Source organism: Aquimarina spongiae (assembly GCF_900141785.1).
Taxonomy (GTDB): Bacteria; Bacteroidota; Bacteroidia; order Flavobacteriales; family Flavobacteriaceae; genus Aquimarina; species Aquimarina spongiae.
Window position 1 is genome coordinate 830,553 of sequence record NZ_FQYP01000001.1, and the last position, 20,348, is coordinate 850,900.

Annotated in this window: 21 protein-coding genes; 14 read left to right on the top strand and 7 right to left on the bottom strand. The window is 36.0% G+C overall.

Annotation, left to right across the window (positions count from 1 at the left end; all coding sequences use genetic code 11):
* Nucleotides 1–6 precede the first annotated feature (6 nt).
* Entirely contained in the window at nt 7–885 is an 879-nt protein-coding gene (locus BUE24_RS03805) for a GIN domain-containing protein (protein ID WP_073314052.1), read from the top strand.
* Between the two features lie 361 nt (nt 886–1,246).
* Entirely contained in the window at nt 1,247–1,612 is a 366-nt protein-coding gene (locus BUE24_RS03810; protein WP_073314054.1) for a hypothetical protein, read from the top strand.
* A gap of 10 nt (nt 1,613–1,622) precedes the next feature.
* On the opposite strand, the gene BUE24_RS03815 is transcribed toward BUE24_RS03810, so the two are convergent.
* From BUE24_RS03815 to BUE24_RS03830, 4 genes are all read right to left on the bottom strand, one after another.
* Complete coding sequence (locus tag BUE24_RS03815; RefSeq protein WP_073314056.1) at nt 1,623–2,423, bottom strand: alpha/beta hydrolase; 801 nt, start codon at nt 2,421–2,423, stop codon at nt 1,623–1,625.
* Entirely contained in the window at nt 2,416–3,285 is an 870-nt protein-coding gene (locus BUE24_RS03820; RefSeq protein WP_073314058.1) for an alpha/beta hydrolase, read from the bottom strand. The genes BUE24_RS03815 and BUE24_RS03820 overlap by 8 nt, the downstream gene beginning before the upstream one ends.
* 112 nt (nt 3,286–3,397) lie before the next feature.
* The gene (locus BUE24_RS03825) at nt 3,398–4,033 is read right to left on the bottom strand and encodes an outer membrane beta-barrel protein (protein ID WP_073314060.1); all 636 of its coding nucleotides are present in this window, start codon (nt 4,031–4,033) and stop codon (nt 3,398–3,400) included.
* Between the two features lie 117 nt (nt 4,034–4,150).
* Nucleotides 4,151–4,501 (bottom strand): 4Fe-4S dicluster domain-containing protein, encoded by a 351-nt coding sequence (locus BUE24_RS03830; RefSeq protein WP_073314062.1) that lies wholly within the window; start codon nt 4,499–4,501, stop codon nt 4,151–4,153.
* A gap of 66 nt (nt 4,502–4,567) precedes the next feature.
* Between BUE24_RS03830 and BUE24_RS03835 the strand changes: the two genes are divergently transcribed.
* From BUE24_RS03835 to BUE24_RS03860, 6 genes are all read left to right on the top strand, one after another.
* Nucleotides 4,568–5,629, top strand: coding sequence for an acyl-CoA reductase (locus BUE24_RS03835; protein ID WP_073314065.1), 1,062 nt, complete (start codon nt 4,568–4,570; stop codon nt 5,627–5,629).
* A 125-nt stretch (nt 5,630–5,754) separates the two neighbouring features.
* Nucleotides 5,755–6,819 carry a 3-phosphoserine/phosphohydroxythreonine transaminase gene (serC, locus tag BUE24_RS03840; RefSeq protein WP_073314067.1) on the top strand — a complete coding sequence of 355 codons (1,065 nt, stop codon included), beginning with the start codon at nt 5,755–5,757 and terminating at the stop codon, nt 6,817–6,819.
* Nucleotides 6,820–6,848: 29 nt separating this feature from the next.
* A complete protein-coding gene (locus tag BUE24_RS03845) occupies nt 6,849–7,799 on the top strand; it encodes a D-2-hydroxyacid dehydrogenase (protein WP_073314069.1) in 951 nt (316 codons plus the stop codon).
* A 175-nt stretch (nt 7,800–7,974) separates the two neighbouring features.
* A complete protein-coding gene (locus BUE24_RS03850) occupies nt 7,975–8,613 on the top strand; it encodes a DUF937 domain-containing protein (RefSeq protein ID WP_073314071.1) in 639 nt (212 codons plus the stop codon).
* Nucleotides 8,614–8,629: 16 nt separating this feature from the next.
* Complete coding sequence (locus BUE24_RS03855; RefSeq protein ID WP_244548111.1) at nt 8,630–9,112, top strand: DUF6146 family protein; 483 nt, start codon at nt 8,630–8,632, stop codon at nt 9,110–9,112.
* A 31-nt stretch (nt 9,113–9,143) separates the two neighbouring features.
* Nucleotides 9,144–9,665 carry a DUF6787 family protein gene (locus BUE24_RS03860; RefSeq protein WP_073314073.1) on the top strand — a complete coding sequence of 174 codons (522 nt, stop codon included), beginning with the start codon at nt 9,144–9,146 and terminating at the stop codon, nt 9,663–9,665.
* Here the strand turns inward: BUE24_RS03860 and BUE24_RS03865 are convergent.
* The 3 genes from BUE24_RS03865 to msrA are packed head-to-tail and all read right to left on the bottom strand — an operon-like array spanning nt 9,662 to nt 11,165.
* Nucleotides 9,662–9,961, bottom strand: coding sequence for a hypothetical protein (locus tag BUE24_RS03865; RefSeq protein ID WP_073314075.1), 300 nt, complete (start codon nt 9,959–9,961; stop codon nt 9,662–9,664). The genes BUE24_RS03860 and BUE24_RS03865 overlap by 4 nt on opposite strands.
* 53 nt (nt 9,962–10,014) lie before the next feature.
* On the bottom strand, nt 10,015–10,611 hold the full coding sequence (folE, locus tag BUE24_RS03870) for a GTP cyclohydrolase I FolE (protein WP_073314077.1): 597 nt from the start codon (nt 10,609–10,611) through the stop codon (nt 10,015–10,017).
* 5 nt (nt 10,612–10,616) lie between these two features.
* The gene (gene msrA, locus BUE24_RS03875; protein ID WP_084549404.1) at nt 10,617–11,165 is read right to left on the bottom strand and encodes a peptide-methionine (S)-S-oxide reductase MsrA; all 549 of its coding nucleotides are present in this window, start codon (nt 11,163–11,165) and stop codon (nt 10,617–10,619) included.
* 154 nt (nt 11,166–11,319) lie between these two features.
* Here msrA and BUE24_RS03880 point away from each other — a divergent pair, with 154 nt between their 5' ends.
* The 6 genes from BUE24_RS03880 to BUE24_RS03905 all read left to right on the top strand — a co-directional run bounded on the left by BUE24_RS03880 (nt 11,320) and on the right by BUE24_RS03905 (nt 20,173).
* Nucleotides 11,320–13,752: a DUF5916 domain-containing protein gene (locus BUE24_RS03880; RefSeq protein WP_073314458.1), complete on the top strand. Its 2,433-nt coding sequence runs from the start codon at nt 11,320–11,322 to the stop codon at nt 13,750–13,752.
* Between the two features lie 54 nt (nt 13,753–13,806).
* On the top strand, nt 13,807–14,469 hold the full coding sequence (locus tag BUE24_RS03885; protein ID WP_073314081.1) for an ABC transporter ATP-binding protein: 663 nt from the start codon (nt 13,807–13,809) through the stop codon (nt 14,467–14,469).
* A gap of 13 nt (nt 14,470–14,482) precedes the next feature.
* Nucleotides 14,483–15,247, top strand: coding sequence for a TIGR02757 family protein (locus BUE24_RS03890; protein WP_073314082.1), 765 nt, complete (start codon nt 14,483–14,485; stop codon nt 15,245–15,247).
* Between the two features lie 195 nt (nt 15,248–15,442).
* Complete coding sequence (locus tag BUE24_RS03895; RefSeq protein ID WP_073314084.1) at nt 15,443–16,642, top strand: sensor histidine kinase; 1,200 nt, start codon at nt 15,443–15,445, stop codon at nt 16,640–16,642.
* A gap of 225 nt (nt 16,643–16,867) precedes the next feature.
* Nucleotides 16,868–18,325, top strand: coding sequence for a PhoX family protein (locus BUE24_RS03900; protein ID WP_073314086.1), 1,458 nt, complete (start codon nt 16,868–16,870; stop codon nt 18,323–18,325).
* A gap of 48 nt (nt 18,326–18,373) precedes the next feature.
* Nucleotides 18,374–20,173, top strand: a complete 1,800-nt coding sequence (locus BUE24_RS03905; RefSeq protein WP_244548112.1) for a cytochrome-c peroxidase — start codon at nt 18,374–18,376, stop codon at nt 20,171–20,173.
* Nucleotides 20,174–20,348: the final 175 nt, after the last annotated feature.

Here is a 20,348-nt window from a genome sequence, read left to right on the forward strand (position 1 = left end):
AATATCATGAGAACACTAACATTTTTATTTTTCCTTATGGGATGCGTTGGATATACTCAAATAAAGGGTAACGGAATCATCGAAACTAAAAAATTTGATATCAACAATGTACATACAATTAAGATCAACTTTTATGCTGATGTATTGATCGATACTGCCCAAGAAGAATCGCTAACTATTACCACAGACAACAATCTATTCCAAAACATCGATAAAGAAGTTGTAGATGGTGTGTTATCTATAGGACAACTAGAATGGATTCAACCTACAAAGAAAGCCAAAATCATTATTGGTGCTCCTGGACTAAAAGCTGTAGAGCAAGGAACCCATGATACCACCAAAATCATTAACCTGAATACTCAAGAGATACGATTAATGGCATTGGTAGGTAAAATAATAGTAGAGGGTAAAACTCAAGAGCTACGTATCGGAAACGAAGTAGGTACTGTAGATGCGTCGGGCCTTATCGCAGAAAACGCAACTATCCAAATTTGGAGTTGGGGAAGGGCCAAGGTAAATGTGATGAACAGCCTGGATTCTGATCTAAATGACAATGCAAAGTTAATCGTAACCAATACCCCAAAAATCTTGAAAGGAGATAGTAAACGAATGATTGCAAAATCTAGTATTAAGAAAGATGCTTCTATCGAATACATCAATTTCAAAATTAAGAATAACTCATTCTCTAGAAATAACTTTTTTGTTGTTGGACCAAAACCTGATGGTTCTAAGTTCGGATACGGTTTTCCAATGATGCCAGGTTCGGTAAGAAAAGAAAACTGGACAACAGGTACCAAAGTATACAAGGTTAATTCGCTTGGATTTAGAAAACTTTTGGTCACTATCAAGGCCGAAGATAAAGACCAAATCGTAAAACTTTTTTAAAACCGATAGGTATAAAGAAGAACTTACCTCCTTAGGACTAAGGAGGTAAGTGTTGGGGAAAACAAAAAAAGTAAGGGAAAAATTGTAATTGGAATACTTTTCAAAGATAAAGAGGTTTGGGGTATAAACGGTTACGGTTTTACCTCAAACTTTAGCAGGAATACTAGTATTTGTTAAAATAAAATAGTTTAAACAACTGACAATCAATAGTATACACAAAAAACCCGTTTATTGTTAAATTATCGTAAACAGAAAAATAATTGTAATGTTTGAATAAAATACTGGTTTAGTGGTTTCAAAAGTTCAGGAAAAAATTAAATTTGCAGTGATAATTTAATTAACCATCATATAATTAATATCATTGGAAAATAAAAAAGCCATCAAATTAGTAGACAAGATTGTTGCAGATCTTGATAATACCGGAATCAATTCAGATGCTCTTATTGAAGATCTAAAGTCGCTTAGAGAGTATGCATTACAGGAAGAGGTACCTTTGGTAGTAAAAGTACTTAGATACACCTACGAACATATCGAGGAGCATAATTCTTTTCTGGTTCCCATCCCAGATGACGAACCTATAGAAGATGAAGAAGCTGCTAACGAGAGTACAGCCGGATCTGATCCCGTAGAAAGTCTAAAATATCTTGTGTCGCTTACCAAAAGTTTAAATAACAAAATGAACATCTCTGATTTGAGAGAATATAGAGATGCGTTGAATAACTTTTAGGACCTATCTCTTAGTTTCCTAATGCACTATCGATAGTAGATAAGTACTCTTGATATAAAATTAGATTATTGTGGGATCCGTCGGGTACCACAATAAACTTTTTATTTTTGTTGAGTATGCTTTCATATAATCGCTTTCCGGATGGAAAAGGCACTACCTGATCATTAGTTCCATGGTAAATCGTAATTGCACAACGTACATCTTGAATCATCTCATGAGATGGGATTCGATATTTTAGAATGCTCGAAGTAGGAATGAATGGGAACTTTGTCTCAGCTATCTCCTGTATGCTGTAGTATGGAGTTTCTAATACCAGTCGTTCAGGTTTATTATCTGCAGCTACTTTAATCGCTACTCCTGTCCCCAATGACCTCCCGTATACAATGATTTCATTTTCCGAAAACTGTTTTAGGACATACTCATAAAATAGTTGTGCATCGTCATATAATCGCTGTTCAGTTAAAGCTCCAGTACTTTTGCCATACCCGCGATAATCCATAATTACCACATCATAATTTTTTTCCACAAAAAAGGTGGTGAGTTCTCCCCAGCGACGAAGACTCCCACTATTACCATGAAAATATAGAATTACACCCTTTGGATTTTGGTTTTTAAAATGAATTCCATGAAGTTCTGCTCCATCTTCAGAAGGTAGATAAACTTCCTCAAATACATGATCAAATTCAAAAACAAAATCTTTGGGTAATACTTCTGGATGAAATAGAATTTTTTCCTGAAAAAGATATAGTAGCAATATCAGGACAGCATAGAAACCCACCAGCCAATAAAATATGGTTCTCAGTCTACGCATTAACTTGTTTTGAAGAATGATTAACTCCAATACTAGTTTCGGAGAAATTAATTCTTTTCATTCTGGAATTAATGATTTCACCCAACATTCTATGGTATGATTCAAAATTATTCAAATTTTTGTGCCCTCCTCCAATAACAGTATACAATCTGGTAAGTTTAGGACGAATCTTGGATAATTTTACGCTGGATTTAAAGGGAATTAACTTATCATGCGTCCCATGAATGATATGTATAGGGCAATTTACATATTTCAGCCACTTGTACGTTGGTATGGGGTACCTCATGATCAAAGATACAGGCATAAAAGGAATAAATTTGGCAGCCACTTTGGTCAAACTATAATACGGCGCATCCAGAATCAACATTTTGGGATTATTGATAGAAGCTAGTTTGGCTGCAAACCCTGACCCCATCGAACGGCCATATAGAATGATATATTTCTCATTTACTTTTTCCTTAATCTTATTGTAGACAAATTGAAGATCACGTTTTAACGCTTTAAAAGAGCGTCTTCCAGTACTTTTACCAAACCCTCTATAATCCAACATCACTACTTCATAACCATGTCTGGTAAAATCTACGGCAAATTTCCCCCAACCCTTTATACTTTTAGAATTTCCTTTAAGGTATAACACCACACCTTTGGGTTTTTCTACCTTGAAATGTAACCCATTAATAATGGCACCATCTCTTGTCTTTAGGTTATATTCTTCTACAGTTTGGTTGTTGTAATAAAACTCGAAATCTTTGTCTAATTTTTCTGGCTTGAAAATGAAATACTCCTGCAGATAATATAGTGCAACACTAATAATGATATAGATCACAACAACGGCAAGTAATATGTATACCCAACTAAACATCCCAAAAAAACTTTTGTAATGACCTAATTTACAAAAATTTAAACAAAAAAGAATAAGAAAAATCCCGCCGAAGCGGGATTCTGAATATTTTTTAAGATGTCATTATTATTCTTTATCGTCTAGCATCATAGATTCTGAAACGAACCCCTACTCGTGCATAGAAATCAAAAAACTTACTATCGGTATCTGTAATATTGTCTACAAAGTCATTCATAGCCCCTACTTCTGCCATGATATCAAACATCTCACCAACCATTTGCGAGAATCCGATACCGTATACCCCACCAATAACTAACTTTTCATAGGCATCATCTTCCAACTCTTCTCCTCCTATTTCAAAATTAGTATTTACTCTAAAAGACGGACCTACATTAACAAATCCTCTGAAACGATCTTTACCCTCTCCAGTAAGGTATCGAAATTTTGGATTAAATCCGATTTGCAAAGCTTTTACATCTACACTTGCATTGCTACCAGGAATACTTACACCAGGAAAACTCCCAGAAGTAAGATCTAACTCACTACTTCTCTGTAAAATTTCCAAAGAAAAAACAATACTGGTTCTAGCTCTTACTCCCATAACATACCCATAACCGGCATTCAAAAAGAATCCTGTGCCCGTGCTGCTATCGATATTATCTAGGTTTAATTTAGAAAAAGTGGCTCCACCGGATATTTCCCAGCGGTATTGTCCATAAAAAGAGGTAGTGCATCCTAACACTAATAAAAAGAAAACGATTTTTTTCATAACTATGGTTTTGACTTGAGGTTGTACTTAGCGACGAAAATACTAAAATTTAAAGAACAGCCATAAAAAAACCTGCCTTTAAGAGACAGGTTATAGGATATGCATCATATTGAAGTATTATTCTTTATGCATAAATGCTTGTTTCTGTAATAAGAATTCTTCTGTTTCTACCACATCTTCATCTGGCACACAACAATCCACTGGACATACCGCCGCACACTGTGGTTCCTCATGGAAACCTTTACATTCTGTACATTTATCAGGGACTATATAGTAGATCTCATCGCTAACTGGTTCCTGTGCTTCATCAGCATTCACCGCTTTCCCTCCAGGCAAAACTACGTCTCCGTCTAGATCGGTTCCATCAGAATATCTCCAATCGTCTGCGCCTTCATATATTGCTGTATTTGGACACTCTGGCTCACATGCACCACAGTTTATACATTCATCTGTTATTATAATTGCCATAGCTCTTTTTTATTCTAAATTTGCAACACAAAAATAACTCCTAAACTAGTGATAAACAAATAAGAGATGGTATTAAATGATCGAATTAACGCTTTTGCAAAACTCGGAGAGTTTCTAAGTCAATTTAAATCTACTGGTTATGAGAAAGTTAATACCTATCATGCCGATGATTCATTTTTTGATGAAATGATCCAAAAAATTGAAAGCGCAAAGCATTACAACGGGTGGTTTACCAAGGAAAACGTCCTTTTTGCTGTTGATGAATGGAGTAACGCATTAACCGAAACAAATCTAAAGCAGTGGTTATCTGCTTATGAGCTATCCAATATGACTCCAAAAACTATCGGAGTAATTATGGCAGGAAATATCCCTTTGGTCGGTTTTCATGATTTTCTTTGTGTTTTGATTTCTGGTCATAAAATACTGATCAAGCAATCCACAAATGACAATCAACTACTCCCATTTCTTGCTTCTTATTTGATTGCAATAGAACCTCGGTTTAAAGAATACATTTCTTTCACTACAGAACAGTTTTCTGATTATGATGCTATTATCGCTACCGGAAGTAATAATACATCGAGGTATTTTGAACATTATTTTGGCAAGGTACCCCACATCATTAGAAAAAACAGAAATTCTGTAGCCGTTCTTACTGGTGAAGAGACCGAAGAACAGTTGGAAGCCTTAGGAAAAGATATTTTTACTTACTACGGTTTGGGATGCCGCAATGTTTCTAAAATATATGTCCCTGAAGACTATAATTTTGATACACTTTTTAATGCTTTGTACGGATATCATGCAATTATTGATAGTCAAAAGTATGCCAATAACTACGATTATAACAAAGCGGTTTATCTAATGAGTAACTACAAATTGTTTGATAATGGATTTTTGATGATGAAAGAAGATCCTAGTTACTCCTCTCCTATTGCAACACTATTTTATCAAAAGTATGGATCGGATGAAGAAATCTCACAAATTCTAAAAGAAGATAATGATAAAATACAATGCATTGTAGGCGCAAACAAAACCCAAAAAACTGTTGATTTTGGACAAACTCAAAGTCCTGGTCTTGGAGATTATGCTGATGGTGTTGACATTATTGAATTTTTGACAAAAATTAACTAAATAATTTATCATTTTAATAATGCATTTGTATAAGATTATTAGCACCTTTGTGGTGTTTTTTTCAATCTTATTTGAAACAAAACTCAAGACGAAATTTGGAATAATAAATCATAACAAAAATTACGATGAAGAAGCATAATTTTAGCGCAGGACCATGTATCTTACCCGAAGAAGTTTTTAAAGAAGCATCACAAGCCATTTTAGATTACAATAACTCTGGCCTTTCGGTAATCGAGATCTCCCATCGTAGCAAAGATTTTGTTGATATTATGGAAGAGGCCCGCAGCCTGGCTTTAGAATTACTGGGCCTTGAAGGAAAAGGATATAAAGCACTTTTCTTACAAGGAGGAGCGAGTACTCAATTCTTAATGGTAGCCTATAATTTACTGCAAAATAAAGCGGGATATATCAACACTGGTAGTTGGAGTGATAAAGCGATCAAAGAAGCAAAACTTTTTGGAGATGTGATAGAACTTGCTTCTTCAAAAGATGCTAATTTTAACTATATCCCTAAAGGTTATGAAGTGCCCGAGGATTTGGATTATGTACACTGTACAAGTAATAACACTATTTTTGGAACACAAATCAAGGATTTTCCAAAATCGAATGCACCTTTAATTTGTGACATGAGTAGTGATATCTTCTCTAGACAAATGGACTTTTCTAAGTTCTCATTAATATATGCTGGAGCCCAAAAGAATATGGGACCTGCAGGAACTACACTAGTAGTGATAAAAGAGGATATCTTAGGAAAAATCAACAGACAAATCCCATCAATGCTTGATTACCAAGTACATCTTGGTAAAGCAAGTATGTTTAACACACCTCCTGTTTTTGCAGTGTACACTTCTATGCTCACCTTACGATGGCTAAAAAAGCTAGGAGGATTGGCTACTATCGAAGAGCTGAATGAGAAAAAGGCCAATCTTATTTATTCTGAAATAGATGTAAATCCATTATTCAAAGGATTTGCTGCCAAAGAAGATCGCTCTGTAATGAATGCCACTTTTACACTGGTGAATGAAGACCTAAAAGAAACATTTGATGCCATGTGGAAAGAAGCTGGAATTAACGGTGTTAACGGGCACCGTAGTGTAGGCGGATATCGTGCTAGTATGTACAATGCGATGACTATAGAAAGTGTAGCCGCATTGGTAGACGTAATGGGCGATTTAGAAAGAAAAGCATAAAACCAACATTTAAAACTTAAAAATTAATAATGAAAGTATTAGCAAACGACGGAGTATCACAAAGTGGTATTAATGCCCTCGAAAAAGTAGGGTTCGAAGTATTAACTACGACCGTCGCTCAAGACCAGTTGGTGGATTATATTAATGATAACGAAATTTCCGTTTTATTAGTAAGAAGTGCCACCAAAGTAAGAACTGATATTATCGACAACTGTCCTTCGCTAAAAATCATTGGACGTGGTGGTGTTGGTATGGATAATATTGATGTTGCCTATGCTAGAGAAAAAGGATTACATGTGATCAATACCCCTGCAGCCTCTTCTGGTTCGGTTGCAGAATTGGTTTTTGCACATTTGTATGGTGGAGTTCGTTTTTTACATGACTCCAATAGAAATATGCCGTTAGAAGGCGATAGCAAATTCAAAAATCTTAAGAAATCTTATGGTGGAGGAATTGAGCTTAGAGGAAAAACTCTTGGTATCATCGGAATTGGACGAATAGGACAAGCTACTGCCAAAATTGCAATCGGTGTTGGAATGAAAGTAATAGCCTTTGATCCATTTATTGAAGAAGTAGATATCCCATTGGAATTCTTTGATGGACAATCAGCAAACTTTAAAATCAAAACCGTATCCAAAGAAGAAGTACTTAAAAATGCAGACTTCTTTACTCTTCACGTACCTGCACAAAAGGAATATGTGATCGGAAAAACTGAAATCGCGCAAATGAAAGATGGTGCTGGACTTGTAAATGCTGCCCGAGGTGGCGTGGTAGACGAAGTTGCATTGGTTGAAGCTTTAGAAAAAGGAAAATTAGGCTTTGCAGGACTTGATGTATTCGAAAATGAGCCTAGCCCTGCCATCAAGGTACTAATGAACAGCAAAATCTCTTTAACTCCGCATATCGGAGCTGCTACTGGTGAAGCTCAAGATCGTATCGGAGTAGAACTTGCAGATCAGATTATTTCTATATTGAAATAATAAGGTAAAAAGTAATATTAAAAACGCCATTTCTTTACGGGAATGGCGTTTTTTATTCTTTCATCCTTGAAATATGTCTTTCGTCGAATTGTAGACAAAATAAAGTAGTAGCATATTTTTAATTCTACATAGAAAAGATGTAATTTTAGTTATCATTAATAAAAACTAAACTACTATGTCAGGAATTCTAGATCTTTTAGATAGCCCAATGGGCAGACAAATCATTAACGGTGTAAGTTCTCAAACCGGGCAACCTGCTAATAAAACAGGGGATTTGTTAAGTATGGCTATGCCAGTACTTATGGGCGCAATGCAACGTAACGCTTCTACTCCAGAGGGAGCTTCTGGTTTACTTAATGCTTTATCAGGAAAGCACACTGGAGGAATTTTGGACAACCTAGGAGGTTTATTTGAAGGTGGTGTTGATCAGAGCGTTTCTGATGATGGTGCAGGAATATTAGGACATATCCTTGGAGGTAAACAACCAGCAGTTGAAAATGCATTAAGCCAAAAATCTGGAATGGATGCAGGTTCTGTTGCACAAATTCTGAAGGTCGCAGCTCCAATTTTGATGGGCGTGCTAGGTAAGCAAGCTTCTCAAAGTAATGTAAGCGATGCAAACGGATTACTAGGTATGCTAGGTAATATGTCTGGTGGTGGTGCTGGATCTAAGCAACAATCATTAATAGAATCTTTTCTTGATGCAGATGGAGACGGAAGTATTCTTGATGATGTAGCAGGTATGTTATTAAGCGGTAGCGGTAGCAAGAAAGGCGGACTTGGTGGTCTACTAGGTGGATTATTTGGAAAATAAAAACAGATCATAAATAATGGTTAAAGCCGAAGAGAAATCTTCGGCTTTTTTGTATTTTAAGCGTAGTATGCGGAAAAATATAATGTATATCATTGTTTTGGGAGTTTTTATCTATAGTTGTTCAACTACTAAGGACAGAAACCTCTTGGCGACCAATGATAACCAAACGTCTGATACGCTCAGAATAGCCAATGACAGTCTGGAGTATGAAATTATTATCATAGAACCTGGATTTAATGCCTGGTTACTCACCCAACGCCCGAGAGGGTATTATTCAGAAAATTTCTTAGAAACACGTAATAACCTTTTTGTAATAGAATACAATCAAAGGGTACAACAACCGCTGCGTTTTGATCCCAATTTGTACATGCAACCCATTAACTATGAATCGGGAATTGCATATGGTTATGAGGTAAATTATTTACTGTACAACTATTTCTTATTCTTTCAACAACAATATCGACAACGTTTTACCTTTGCTCGTGGGCAAACGTTTTGATTAACAGATTTTTTAGTTGTATTTTTGCTCCATGCAAAAATTTAAGGATCGCTGGCAAATAACGTCCAACTGGCAATTACTATTTCCGTTTTTGGGCTTGACAAGCCTTGTACTTTCTGGATATCTTATTGGTAAAAGAATCATCAGTCTTTTTGAATTGCAACCTAATGATGTGGCTTATCTGGGTATTTTATCTTCGCTAAGCATTTTATTTGCTGCAGTTCTTCTTTGGATTACGCTTAAACTTTTTAGTGTACTAGAAAAAAAATGGGAAGTCACCTACCGATGGGAATTGATCGCTATTTTTATTGCTTTTGCCATCACAGGATCTACTGCAGCACGAATATCTGATCCTATCATCTCATTAATAGGACTCAGCAAAGAAACCACCAGTGGTTGGATTTACTGGCCACTACGTATATTCTTGATTTTCCCAGTATATCAAATTATATTATTGATTGTAGGATGGTTGTTTGGGCAGTTCAAATTCTTCTGGAATTTTGAAAAGAAAATGCTTTCTAGAATGGGATTTGCTCGTTTTTTAAAGAATTAAGATATTTCTGCATCGATAATATCCTTTACTTTTTCTTTTTTGAATACATAGGTATACAACCACATAATAGTAAACGTAGGGATCACATCAAATCCTGGCAAAGCCTCTTCTACAAATGTGACAAAACCTGCAGCTTTACCAACATTTCCTTTATACATTCTTGTCATAAGATAAGCTGCCAATGGAGCCCACACCACATCTCCAAATTCCCCTATCATAGGAATCACAAAGGTTACCATTCCCATAGCGTCAAATAGAAGACTTAGTGCTAATTTTTTATATTTTTCTTTTGCCATAAACTTATAATTAGGTTATTACTAATTAATTAGCAAATTGTATTCCAAAAAAATTAAGTCAAATCTGAGGTAATCAATCTTAGGAATTCTGTGCGAGTTTCTATTTTTTCAAATTGCCCTCTAAATCCAGAAGTTGTCGTAACAGAATTCTGTTTTTGAACTCCACGCATCATCATGCACATATGTGAAGCTTCAATAACCACAGCTACTCCCTTAGGTTTTAAGGTATCATTGATACATTCTAAAATATCATGAGTTAATCGCTCTTGCACTTGTAGTCTTCTGGCAAAAACATCCACAATTCGAGGCAATTTACTCAACCCGACAATATGTCCGTTTGGGATATAGGCAATATGAGCTTTACCAAAAAATGGGAGCATATGATGTTCACAAAGCGAATACAGTTCGATATCCTTTACAATCACCATATCATCATAATCCTCTTTAAACATGGCTCCTTTTAATATTTCTTCAGGGTTTTGATGGTATCCTTGAGTCAAAAAAAGCATCGCTTTGGCAGCTCTTTCCGGAGTTTTTAGGATTCCGTCACGCTCAGTATCCTCACCAATATCCTCAATGATTGATTTGAACTTTCCTTTTACTTCTTCTGTGACCTCAATATTATACTCTTCAAAATTTTTATATGGCATCGTGACTAATTCTGTATTTCTTTTTTCAATTTGCTTCTAAAGGTAGTGTATAATTTATTAAGTTTTGGATTTATCACAAATTGGCAATACCCTTGTTGGCTATTTTGATTGTAGTAATCCTGGTGATATCCCTCTGCGTTGTAGAAAGGTCCTAATGCCATTACCTCTGTTACAATAGGTGCATCAAAAACATTTTGAGTTGTTAATTCTTCAATAATCCCTTCGGCTATCTGCTTTTGTTCTTCGTTATTATAGTAGATACCACTTCTATATTGTGTTCCTTTGTCCGCTCCCTGTCGATTAAGTGTAGTAGGATCGTGTGTAGCAAAGAACACTTCCAATAACTCTTTGTAAGTAATAATAGTAGGGTTATACTCAATTTTGATGGCTTCAGTATGCCCGGTTCTACCTGTGGTTACTTCTCGATACGCGGGGTTTTTGATCGTACCACCAGTGTAACCAGAAGTAACACTGATCACTCCTTCCAAACGTTGAAAAACAGCTTCTGTACACCAAAAACAACCTCCTGCAACAACTGCAATATCTGTATTCATTTCTTTATCCATTTTGAAAAATCAATTAGTTTTTAAGCTAAAATACGGTGATCCCGAAAATCACTTTTACTTTTTAACTTTTCGTTAGTACGCCATGCGTTTCAACAATCCTAGATTTGCAAAAGATCAAAAAGTAAGGATTTTAGTACAATTTATGAATATATCACTATGCTTCAAATTTAGTGTCTTTTTCTTTTTGAGCACCATGCTTATGATGGCTCAGGAAAAGAAAGAAATACATGCCAAAAGAATATCCAATCCCCCAAAGATAGATGGCGTTCTTTCTGACGAGGTATGGCAGGATATCCCTGCTAGCGGTAATTTTCATATGTGGCAGCCTGGTAATGAAGGTACCATTCCACAAAACCTGCAATCTGAAATCAAAATGGCCTACGATGATAAAGCCGTGTATTTTGCTGCCTATTTATATGATAATGAACCTGACAAAATATTACGACAATTTAGTCAACGAGATAATGTTTTTGTACAATCCGATTTCTTTGCCGTTAGCATCAATACTTATAATGACGGTATTAATGAAACTCGTTTCTATATTACTAGCGCTGGTACTATAGGAGACTCAAGAGCGGATCAGTTTAATGAAGACTTCAGCTATAATGTAGTATTTGATGCTAAAGCTTCTTTTGACGAAAAAGGATGGTATGCAGAATTTAAAATCCCATATAACGCATTGCGTTTCCCAGAGGTTGACGTGCAAGATTGGAGCATAAACTTTTTCAGACGGTTACAACAACGCAATCAATCCCATAGCTGGAATTTTATCAATAATGAGATTGGGCAGCGAACCCAATATAATGGATTGGTTACAGGTGTGAAAGGAATAAATCCTCCTGTACGATTGACCTTTTTCCCGTTTTTACAAGGATTGGTTTCTACTGTTGATGGAGAAACAGAAACCGATTTTAGTGCGGGTATGGACGTTAAATATGGCTTGAGCGATAGTTTTACGCTCGATGCAACCTTGATTCCTGATTTTGGACAAGCTGCTTTTGATGAAGTTCGATTAAACCTAGGCCCTTTTGAACAGACCTTTGGAGAGAACCGACAGTTCTTTACCGAAGGGACAGAACTTTTTAACAAAGGAAATATTTTCTTTTCCAGGCGGGTGGGTAATGGCCCTAGTAGTTCTGTAACGGACGATGATCTTCAGGAAAATGAAGTTGCTGAGGATAACCCTTCAAAAGTGAACCTACTCAATGCATTAAAAATTTCAGGAAGAACCAAAGATAATTTGGGGATTGGAGTATTTAATGCGATTACCGAAAAGACAGAGGTAAGAATTACAGATACGATTACCGGCAACGTTAGAAAGCAAGTGGTAGAGCCTTTGGCCAATTATAATATTTTGGTATTGGATCAACAATTCAACCAAAATTCTTCGGTTTCATTAATCAATACCAGTGTGATTCGTAATGGAAGTGGTTTTAGAGACGCCAATGTAACGGGTCTAGCCTGGAATCTAGCGAATAAGGCTAATTCCTATCGTTTTACAGGAAGGACTATCGTTAGTCAAATCAATTTACCTGGAGATAATATTGGTGGATTTGCTTCAGAAATAGATTTTGATAGAATCAAAGGGAATTTCCGTTTTGGTTTTGGTCATGACTTGGCCAATAAAACCTATGACATCAATGATTTGGGAGTGAATTTCAGAAATAACTTTAATAATTTCAGAATAAGCGCTTCTTACCAAATTTTTGAGCCTAAGGGAATCTTCAACAACTATCGTATCAGCACTTTTATAAGGCACCGCAGGCTATACGATCCAAGTGTCCAAACCAGAAACAGTGCCGGAATAGATTGGTTCTTTGTGACCAGAGAACGATTTGCTTTTGGTGGTTTTTCCAGCTATAATTCTGATAATGACGATTATTTCGAACCTCGTGTTCCTGGAAGGTTTGTAACATTCAGTGAAAACCTTGGGGGCAACATGTGGGTGTCTTCTGACTATCGCAAAAAATTCGCTTATGACGTCAGAGCATTTTATCGTAACTGGTTTGCCGATCCACAAGAAAGATATGGTATCAATATATCTCCCCGATATCGTTTCTCAGATAATTTTTTAGTGATATGGACTACCGATTATTCGGTAAGAAAACGAGATTTTGGATTCATCGATCTTGAAGATGATAATGTTTTTCTGGGGCAAAGAGATATCACCACTGTAGAAAACAGTCTAAGTGCCAGTTATAATTTTGATTCGTATAAAGCCATTAATCTAAGGTTTAGAAACTTTTGGAGTGCTGCAGATTATACAGAGAACACTTTCTTCCTATTAAATGATGATGGGACAAGAGATCTAACCGATTATGATACTACAGAAAACGATCCTAACACCAATTTTAATATCTGGAATCTGGATTTAAGCTTTAACTGGAGATTTGCTCCTGGTAGTGAAGCTACCCTACTCTATAGAAATCAAATTTTTAATCAGGATAATTTCTCAACTCTCAATTATACGGATAGTTTGAATAACCTATTTGATCAACCCATACAACACACATTGTCGCTAAGAGTGGTATATTTTATTGATGTGAATAACTTAAAGCGTTCTTCCAAAGGATAATGTTGGGGATTGTACGGATATTGTTTACTTTCACTGCTCGTAACTTGAAAATACATGATCAAAGCAAGTAACATTCATAAAAATTATGGGGACCTACATGTACTAAAAGGTGTAGATCTACATATTAAAAAAGGGGAAATAGTTTCGATTGTAGGAGCCTCTGGAGCAGGAAAAACTACCCTACTGCAAATTTTAGGTACGTTGGATCGGGCCAATGAGATAAAAAACAGTGACCTTAGTATCAATAGTACCAACATTAATGGGTTATCCCAAAAATTACTGTCTAAGTTTAGAAATGAACAATTAGGGTTTATTTTTCAGTTTCATCAGCTATTACCCGAGTTTAATGCATTAGAAAATGTGTGCATCCCTGCTTTGATCAAAAAAACTCCAAAAGCCGATGCAGAAAAGCGAGGTAAAGAGTTGCTGGATTTTTTGGGACTCTCTCATCGTTACGATCACAAACCCAGTGAACTTTCTGGTGGAGAACAACAACGAGTGGCTGTAGCCAGAGCCTTGATCAATAATCCTAATGTGATTTTTGCCGACGAACCTTCTGGAAACCTGGATAGTGAAGCTGCCGAGAAACTGCATAAGTTGTTTTTTAAACTTAGGGATGAATTTGGACAAACCTTTGTTATTGTTACTCATAATCAGGAATTAGCTGATATGGCAGATCGCAAATTGGTAATGGTCGACGGTAAAATAATTAGCTAGCGATTTGAAAAAGTTGAAAGCATCAGAACTTAAGGATTTTCTGGATGAAAAAGCTGCTTTGTATGAGCAACCCAAATTCATCGAAACAGATCCTGTACAGATTCCACATTTATTTACGGAAAAAGAAGATATTGAAATTGCAGGTTTTTTGACTGCTACTATCTCTTGGGGGAATAGAAAAAGTATTCTTACCAATGCGCACAAGCTGATGCATCTTTTGGGAAACAGCCCATATGATTTTATAATGCATCACGATCAAGACCACTTAGGTAGTTTGGATGACTTCGTACATCGCACTTTTAACGGTATAGATCTTCGTTATTTTTTAACCGCTTTGCAACATATTTATACCAAGTATGGGGACATGGAGACTTTTTATGTACAATATGCGAGTGAGGCTCATCTTCAAAATGCAATTCACAATTTTAAAAAAGAGTTTTTCTCTTTAGAACACCCTGCCAGAACTCAAAAGCATATCAGTGATCCGGCAAAAAATTCTGCAGCTAAACGTATCAACATGTTTCTACGATGGATGATACGTAGCCCAAAGGCAGGTGTAGACCTTGGGATCTGGCATACCCTATCCCCTGCTCAACTCTCTTGTCCACTGGATGTACACTCCGGTAATGTGGCCAGAAAATTAGGATTGCTTAAACGGAAACAAAATGATGGAAAGGCCCTACTAGAATTAGATAAAAAACTGCGTTCTTTGGACGCTTTAGATCCTGTTAAATACGATTATGCTTTGTTTGGATTAGGAGTTTTTGAAAAGTTCTAAAACTTAAATTCATCTTAATTGTCCTTATATATCCTGTCTAAAGGCCTAATTTTGTGTTAGTTTTTGAGTTCATAACCGTCTAAATCTCAATAATTATAGGATTTTCTAGTTTAAGTATAAGAGAATACTATGAAGATTGATCTTATGAACAGAAGAGATCATTTACCTTAACAACGTAAAATTTGGAATACGAAAATGATAGCCCCAGCTTTTCCACATAATGAATTAAAAAGACAACGAGAGGTTGAAAAATACGGCCTTTTAGATTCTCTACCCGAAGAAAGTTTTGATAATATCACAAAACTAATAAGTTATATTTGCGATGTTCCTATTGCATTAATCACTTTGTTAGATAAGGAACGTAATTTCTTGAAGTCCCATCACGGTATTCCTTTTAACGAATCTCCTAGAGAAATCTCATTTTGCGGTCATGCTATCAATGCAGAAGGCCCTATCATGATTGTAGAAGATTCACGTAAAGATGAACGATTTCATGGAAATCCTCTAGTTGATGATTATAAAGCTATTTTTTACGCTGGTGTTCCTTTGGTTAATAGTGAAGGTTATAAATTAGGAACCCTTTGTGTATATGACCATAAGCCAAGAAAACTAGACGAAAAACAAATCAACACCTTGATAGATTTATCAAAACAGGTGGTGAGTTTGTTTGAACAGAATTACAATAATATTCAGTTAAAGAAAGCACAAGAACATCTGCAAGAGAGAAATGAGAACCTAAGAAAATTTGCAAGTGTGGTGTCTCATGATCTTAAATCTCCATTGGCAAATATTGTAATGCTTACAGATCTTTTGGCAGAAGAAAATAAAAACACCCTTAATTCGGATTCTGTAGAATATCTGCATCATTTAAGAAGTTCTTCTTTATCCCTTAGAGATTACATCGATGGTTTGTTACAGTTTTACAGAAGTGATCATTCTATAGAAAAAAGAGAAACAGTCGATTTAGTGCCTTTCTTCGAGAACATAAAAGAACTTACTGCTACGGGAGGTGACATACATTTTGAGTATCCCCAAAACCCAAGAAGTATTTACGTTAATAAGTCAGGTTTAGAACAAGTTTTTGTCAATTTGATCACCAATGCCATCAAATATAACTCTAAAGAAAATGTAGAAATAGGAATTACCTTCGAGGAACAAGGTGACCGATATGCCTTTTCTGTAAAAGATAATGGTGATGGTATTTCTGAAGAACATAGATCCAAAATCTTTGACCTTTTTACTACTTTAGGAAAAGAAGACAGAAATGGTAATATGGGAAGCGGAATTGGTCTGGCAACCGTAAAAAAAGTGGTGTCAAACCTTGGCGGATGCATTCAGGTAAACTCTGAAATAAACAAAGGAAGTGAATTCAATTTTACGCTATCCAAACAATAAAACACAAGTTAAGAAGCTGTAAATCTTTCACTTACATCGATTTACATTATCCTGCCGTTTAAATCTTTTCCTTTTAATTTGTTTAGATTGGTTCTAAAGAATAATAATTCCTTTACAAACTAAACATTAGGGTCACATTTCTTTAATAAACATAAAACATCTTCGTAAAGTTGTTCAGCTGGGGCTTGAGTTACATTTGTCTAAACAAAAAAAACTCACACAACCATGAAAAATCATTTTATAATTGCTGCTCTAGCATCGGCATTACTTGTTACTTCTTGTGATGTTGATGACTTTTCGGGCAACCCTAAACCACCAACAGGACAAATCGAATTTGCTAACCACTCTATTTCTCCTGTGTTATTGAAAACTACTTCAGAATTTTCTGATGTTGAGATCTACAACATCCTTTCTTCTGAAGATACTTATGTTCCTGATTTTGTATACGGTTCTATGGCCGATGGTGCTGGACTTTTAAGAAGTAAAAACGGTACCTATACCCTTATCAACAACATCGAGGCTGATTACTCTGTTGCTAGAATTACACTAGACGAAACTTTTAAGCCAGTAAAAGGAGAGCACATTTTGAATGCTGTTGCAACAGCTAACACTGCTCAGTGTTCTGGTTCTATGATTACACCAAGAGAACACGGGTTTGGACCACTTTACCTATCTGGTGGTGAGTGGGGAGGAAACTCAAAAGGGGTTTTCGCTACAGATCCATTTAGAATGACAGAAGCTGCATCTGTACCAAGAATGCTACCAGCCATGGGGCAATGGTCTACAGAAAATGCTGTAGCGCTTAATATGCGTGCTTATCCAGGAAAAACTGTTGTATTTATTGGAGATGATAACAGTGATAACGAAATACCTTCTGGACAATTAGGAATGTACGTAGGTAGAATCGGCGACCTAGAAGGTGGTAAATTATACGGTCTTAAGGTTACTGCCCCAGATGTTACTTACGAAGTAGACATGAAAGAAGGCGTTGAATACGATATGGAATTCGTAGAATTACAAGAAAGAGATATCGATTTGTTAGATGCCGAAGCTAAAGAAAAAGGTGTAATGGGATTCTCTAGATTGGAAGACCTTGACTGGAGAAGAGGAAACAGAAAAAACAACCAGGAGCTTTACTTTGCAGTAACAGGAAGAGAAAAGCCAGGATTAGTAGGAAGAGGTACTATCGCAGGAAGAATCTACAAGGTAATCCTTAACCCAAGAGATCCTGCAGGTCCAGGAAAAATCGTATGTGTTCTTGATGGAGACGTTGAAGGAGGAAAAGCTGAAGCTTTCCATAGTCCAGATAACATCTTGGTAACAGAAAATTATGCATACATCCAGGAAGATCCAAACGGAATCTCTAAGCCAGCTGCAGATCACTTTGCTAGATTATACCAATATGACTTAAACACTGGGGCATTAAAAACTGTTTTAGAGTGTGATCAAATCACAGCAGAGTCTCTAGGATACGGACCATCGACCAGAACTTGGGAAATCACTGGTATGATCGATATTTCTGAAACTATCGGTGTAGATGAAACCTTTTTATTAATTACTCAAAACCACGGATGGGAAAGAGAAGATGGAGTTCCATTTACTGATCCTACTGCTAATCCTGACTTGGCTAATAGCCGTAAAGAAGGAAGTATGTTGTATGTGGTTAGAGGATTAGAAAGATAACCTATGATTATCAAGAATTTTCTAAACATAAACAAAGGGGCTTATTTTATGATAAGCCTCTTTGGCATATTAAGCTTTTGTTCTTGCAACAAAGAGAAGTCAAAAACCGAGAATATATCCCATAAGGAACAGCTTAAAAATCAGTTTGATCAGGACATTTCGATGGCTATTCTATTTTTGGATAGTGCCGCTACAGATCAAAGTAAACTAAAACAGCATTTAACTGCTTCAAGAACATATTTCAAAAAAATTGAACCCGTATTGGCTGCTTTAGATATCGAGAACTATGGTTTTTTGAATCAACCTAATATTTTGAAAGTTGAAGAAGATGACTATACCGACATTAAAGTCAAAAAAGCCAGTGGGTATCAGGTGCTAGAAGAAGAAGTATATGCTGATGAAATGAACACAGAGGTCATACAAAAACACTTATCTCTTGTAGCTAACCGATTAAAGTTAGTCAAAGAAAATATTAGTTTTACGCATGTAAAGCCTTATCACTTTTTATGGCTATTCCGAAAAGCCATTGTTAGAATTGGGATCACAGGAACAACGGGATTTGATTCTCCTGTGCTGGAAAACTCTCTTGAAGAGTCCAAAATCGTGTATCAGAGCTTACAAACCTCTTTATCGTATTATCAGGATCAATTCAAGGATCAAACGCTTTTTGACGAATGGAATGCAGAAATTGATGCAACGACGAAGGATTTATCTGGTGATTTTAATGCCTTTGATCGATACCACTTTATAAAAAACCATACACACAAACAATTAGTATTGTGGAATAAAATGGCTGAAGATTGGGGTACTACCTTCCCTTTTGAATTGGCTATCAAGAATGAAGCTAATTCTCTGTTTTCTGATGCTACCTTTAATCTTACGTTCTTTTCTGATCAAAACTCTGGACCAATAACTCCAGAAAAAGTAGCTCTAGGGGAAAAATTGTTTTATGACACCAATTTATCGTCTGCAAACCAAATAAGTTGTGCCACATGCCACCATCCGGATAAAGCATTTACCGATGGTCTAAAAATTGGGAAAGGAGTTACCCGCAACACCCCTACTCTTTTGTACGCTGGATTACAAAAGGATTTCTTCTATGACAAAAGAGCTGGAAGCTTGGAAGGGCAAATTGTATCTGTGGTAGAAAATGAAAATGAATTTCATACGGATTTAGAAACTCTTAAAAATGTAGTGAGCAATGATAGTGTTTATGCAAATGCCTTTAAAGAGGTATTTCATAGAAATGAAATCACTGACGCACATATCAGAAATGCTATTGCCAGCTACATCAGAAGCTTAAATCCGTTTAACTCTAAATTTGATCGTAATATCAATAATTTGGAAAATTCGTTGACACAAAGTGAGATCAATGGGTTCAACCTGTTTCATGGCAAGGCAAAATGTGCTACTTGCCACTTTGCTCCTCTTTTTAACGGTACTGTTCCACCAGATTATAAAGAATCGGAGATAGAACTCATTGCAGTGCCAGAACAAAACGACACCATTAATGCAACAATTAGTCCTGATTTGGGGAGGTATTACGTATACAAGACACCAGAAAGAAAACATTTTTTCAAAACCTCTACGGTACGAAATGTAAGTAAAACTGCGCCTTACATGCACAACGGAGTATATAACACTTTGGAAGAAGTTGTTGATTTTTACAACCGTGGCGGAGGAGCTGGAATCGGTATTGACCAGGAATACCAAACACTACCTCCGGATCCGTTGAACCTTAGCCCACAAGAAATCAAGGATTTGATTGCTTTTATGGAATCTTTAGAAGATATAGACACCTCTTATTCTGAAACCAAAACAGAAAAGTTGGCTTCAACAACAAACTAGAACTCTTATGGTTCTTTCCTCATAATTAGATAAGTGATAACGTTAATACTATCCTAACAAATTTAGCGTTATCACTTTTTAAATACCTTCTTACAACACCTTTTTTACGGCTATTACATAAAAAGAACATATTCAATCAAATAAAACCTTTTATCTGAGTATTTTTTGTTAATTT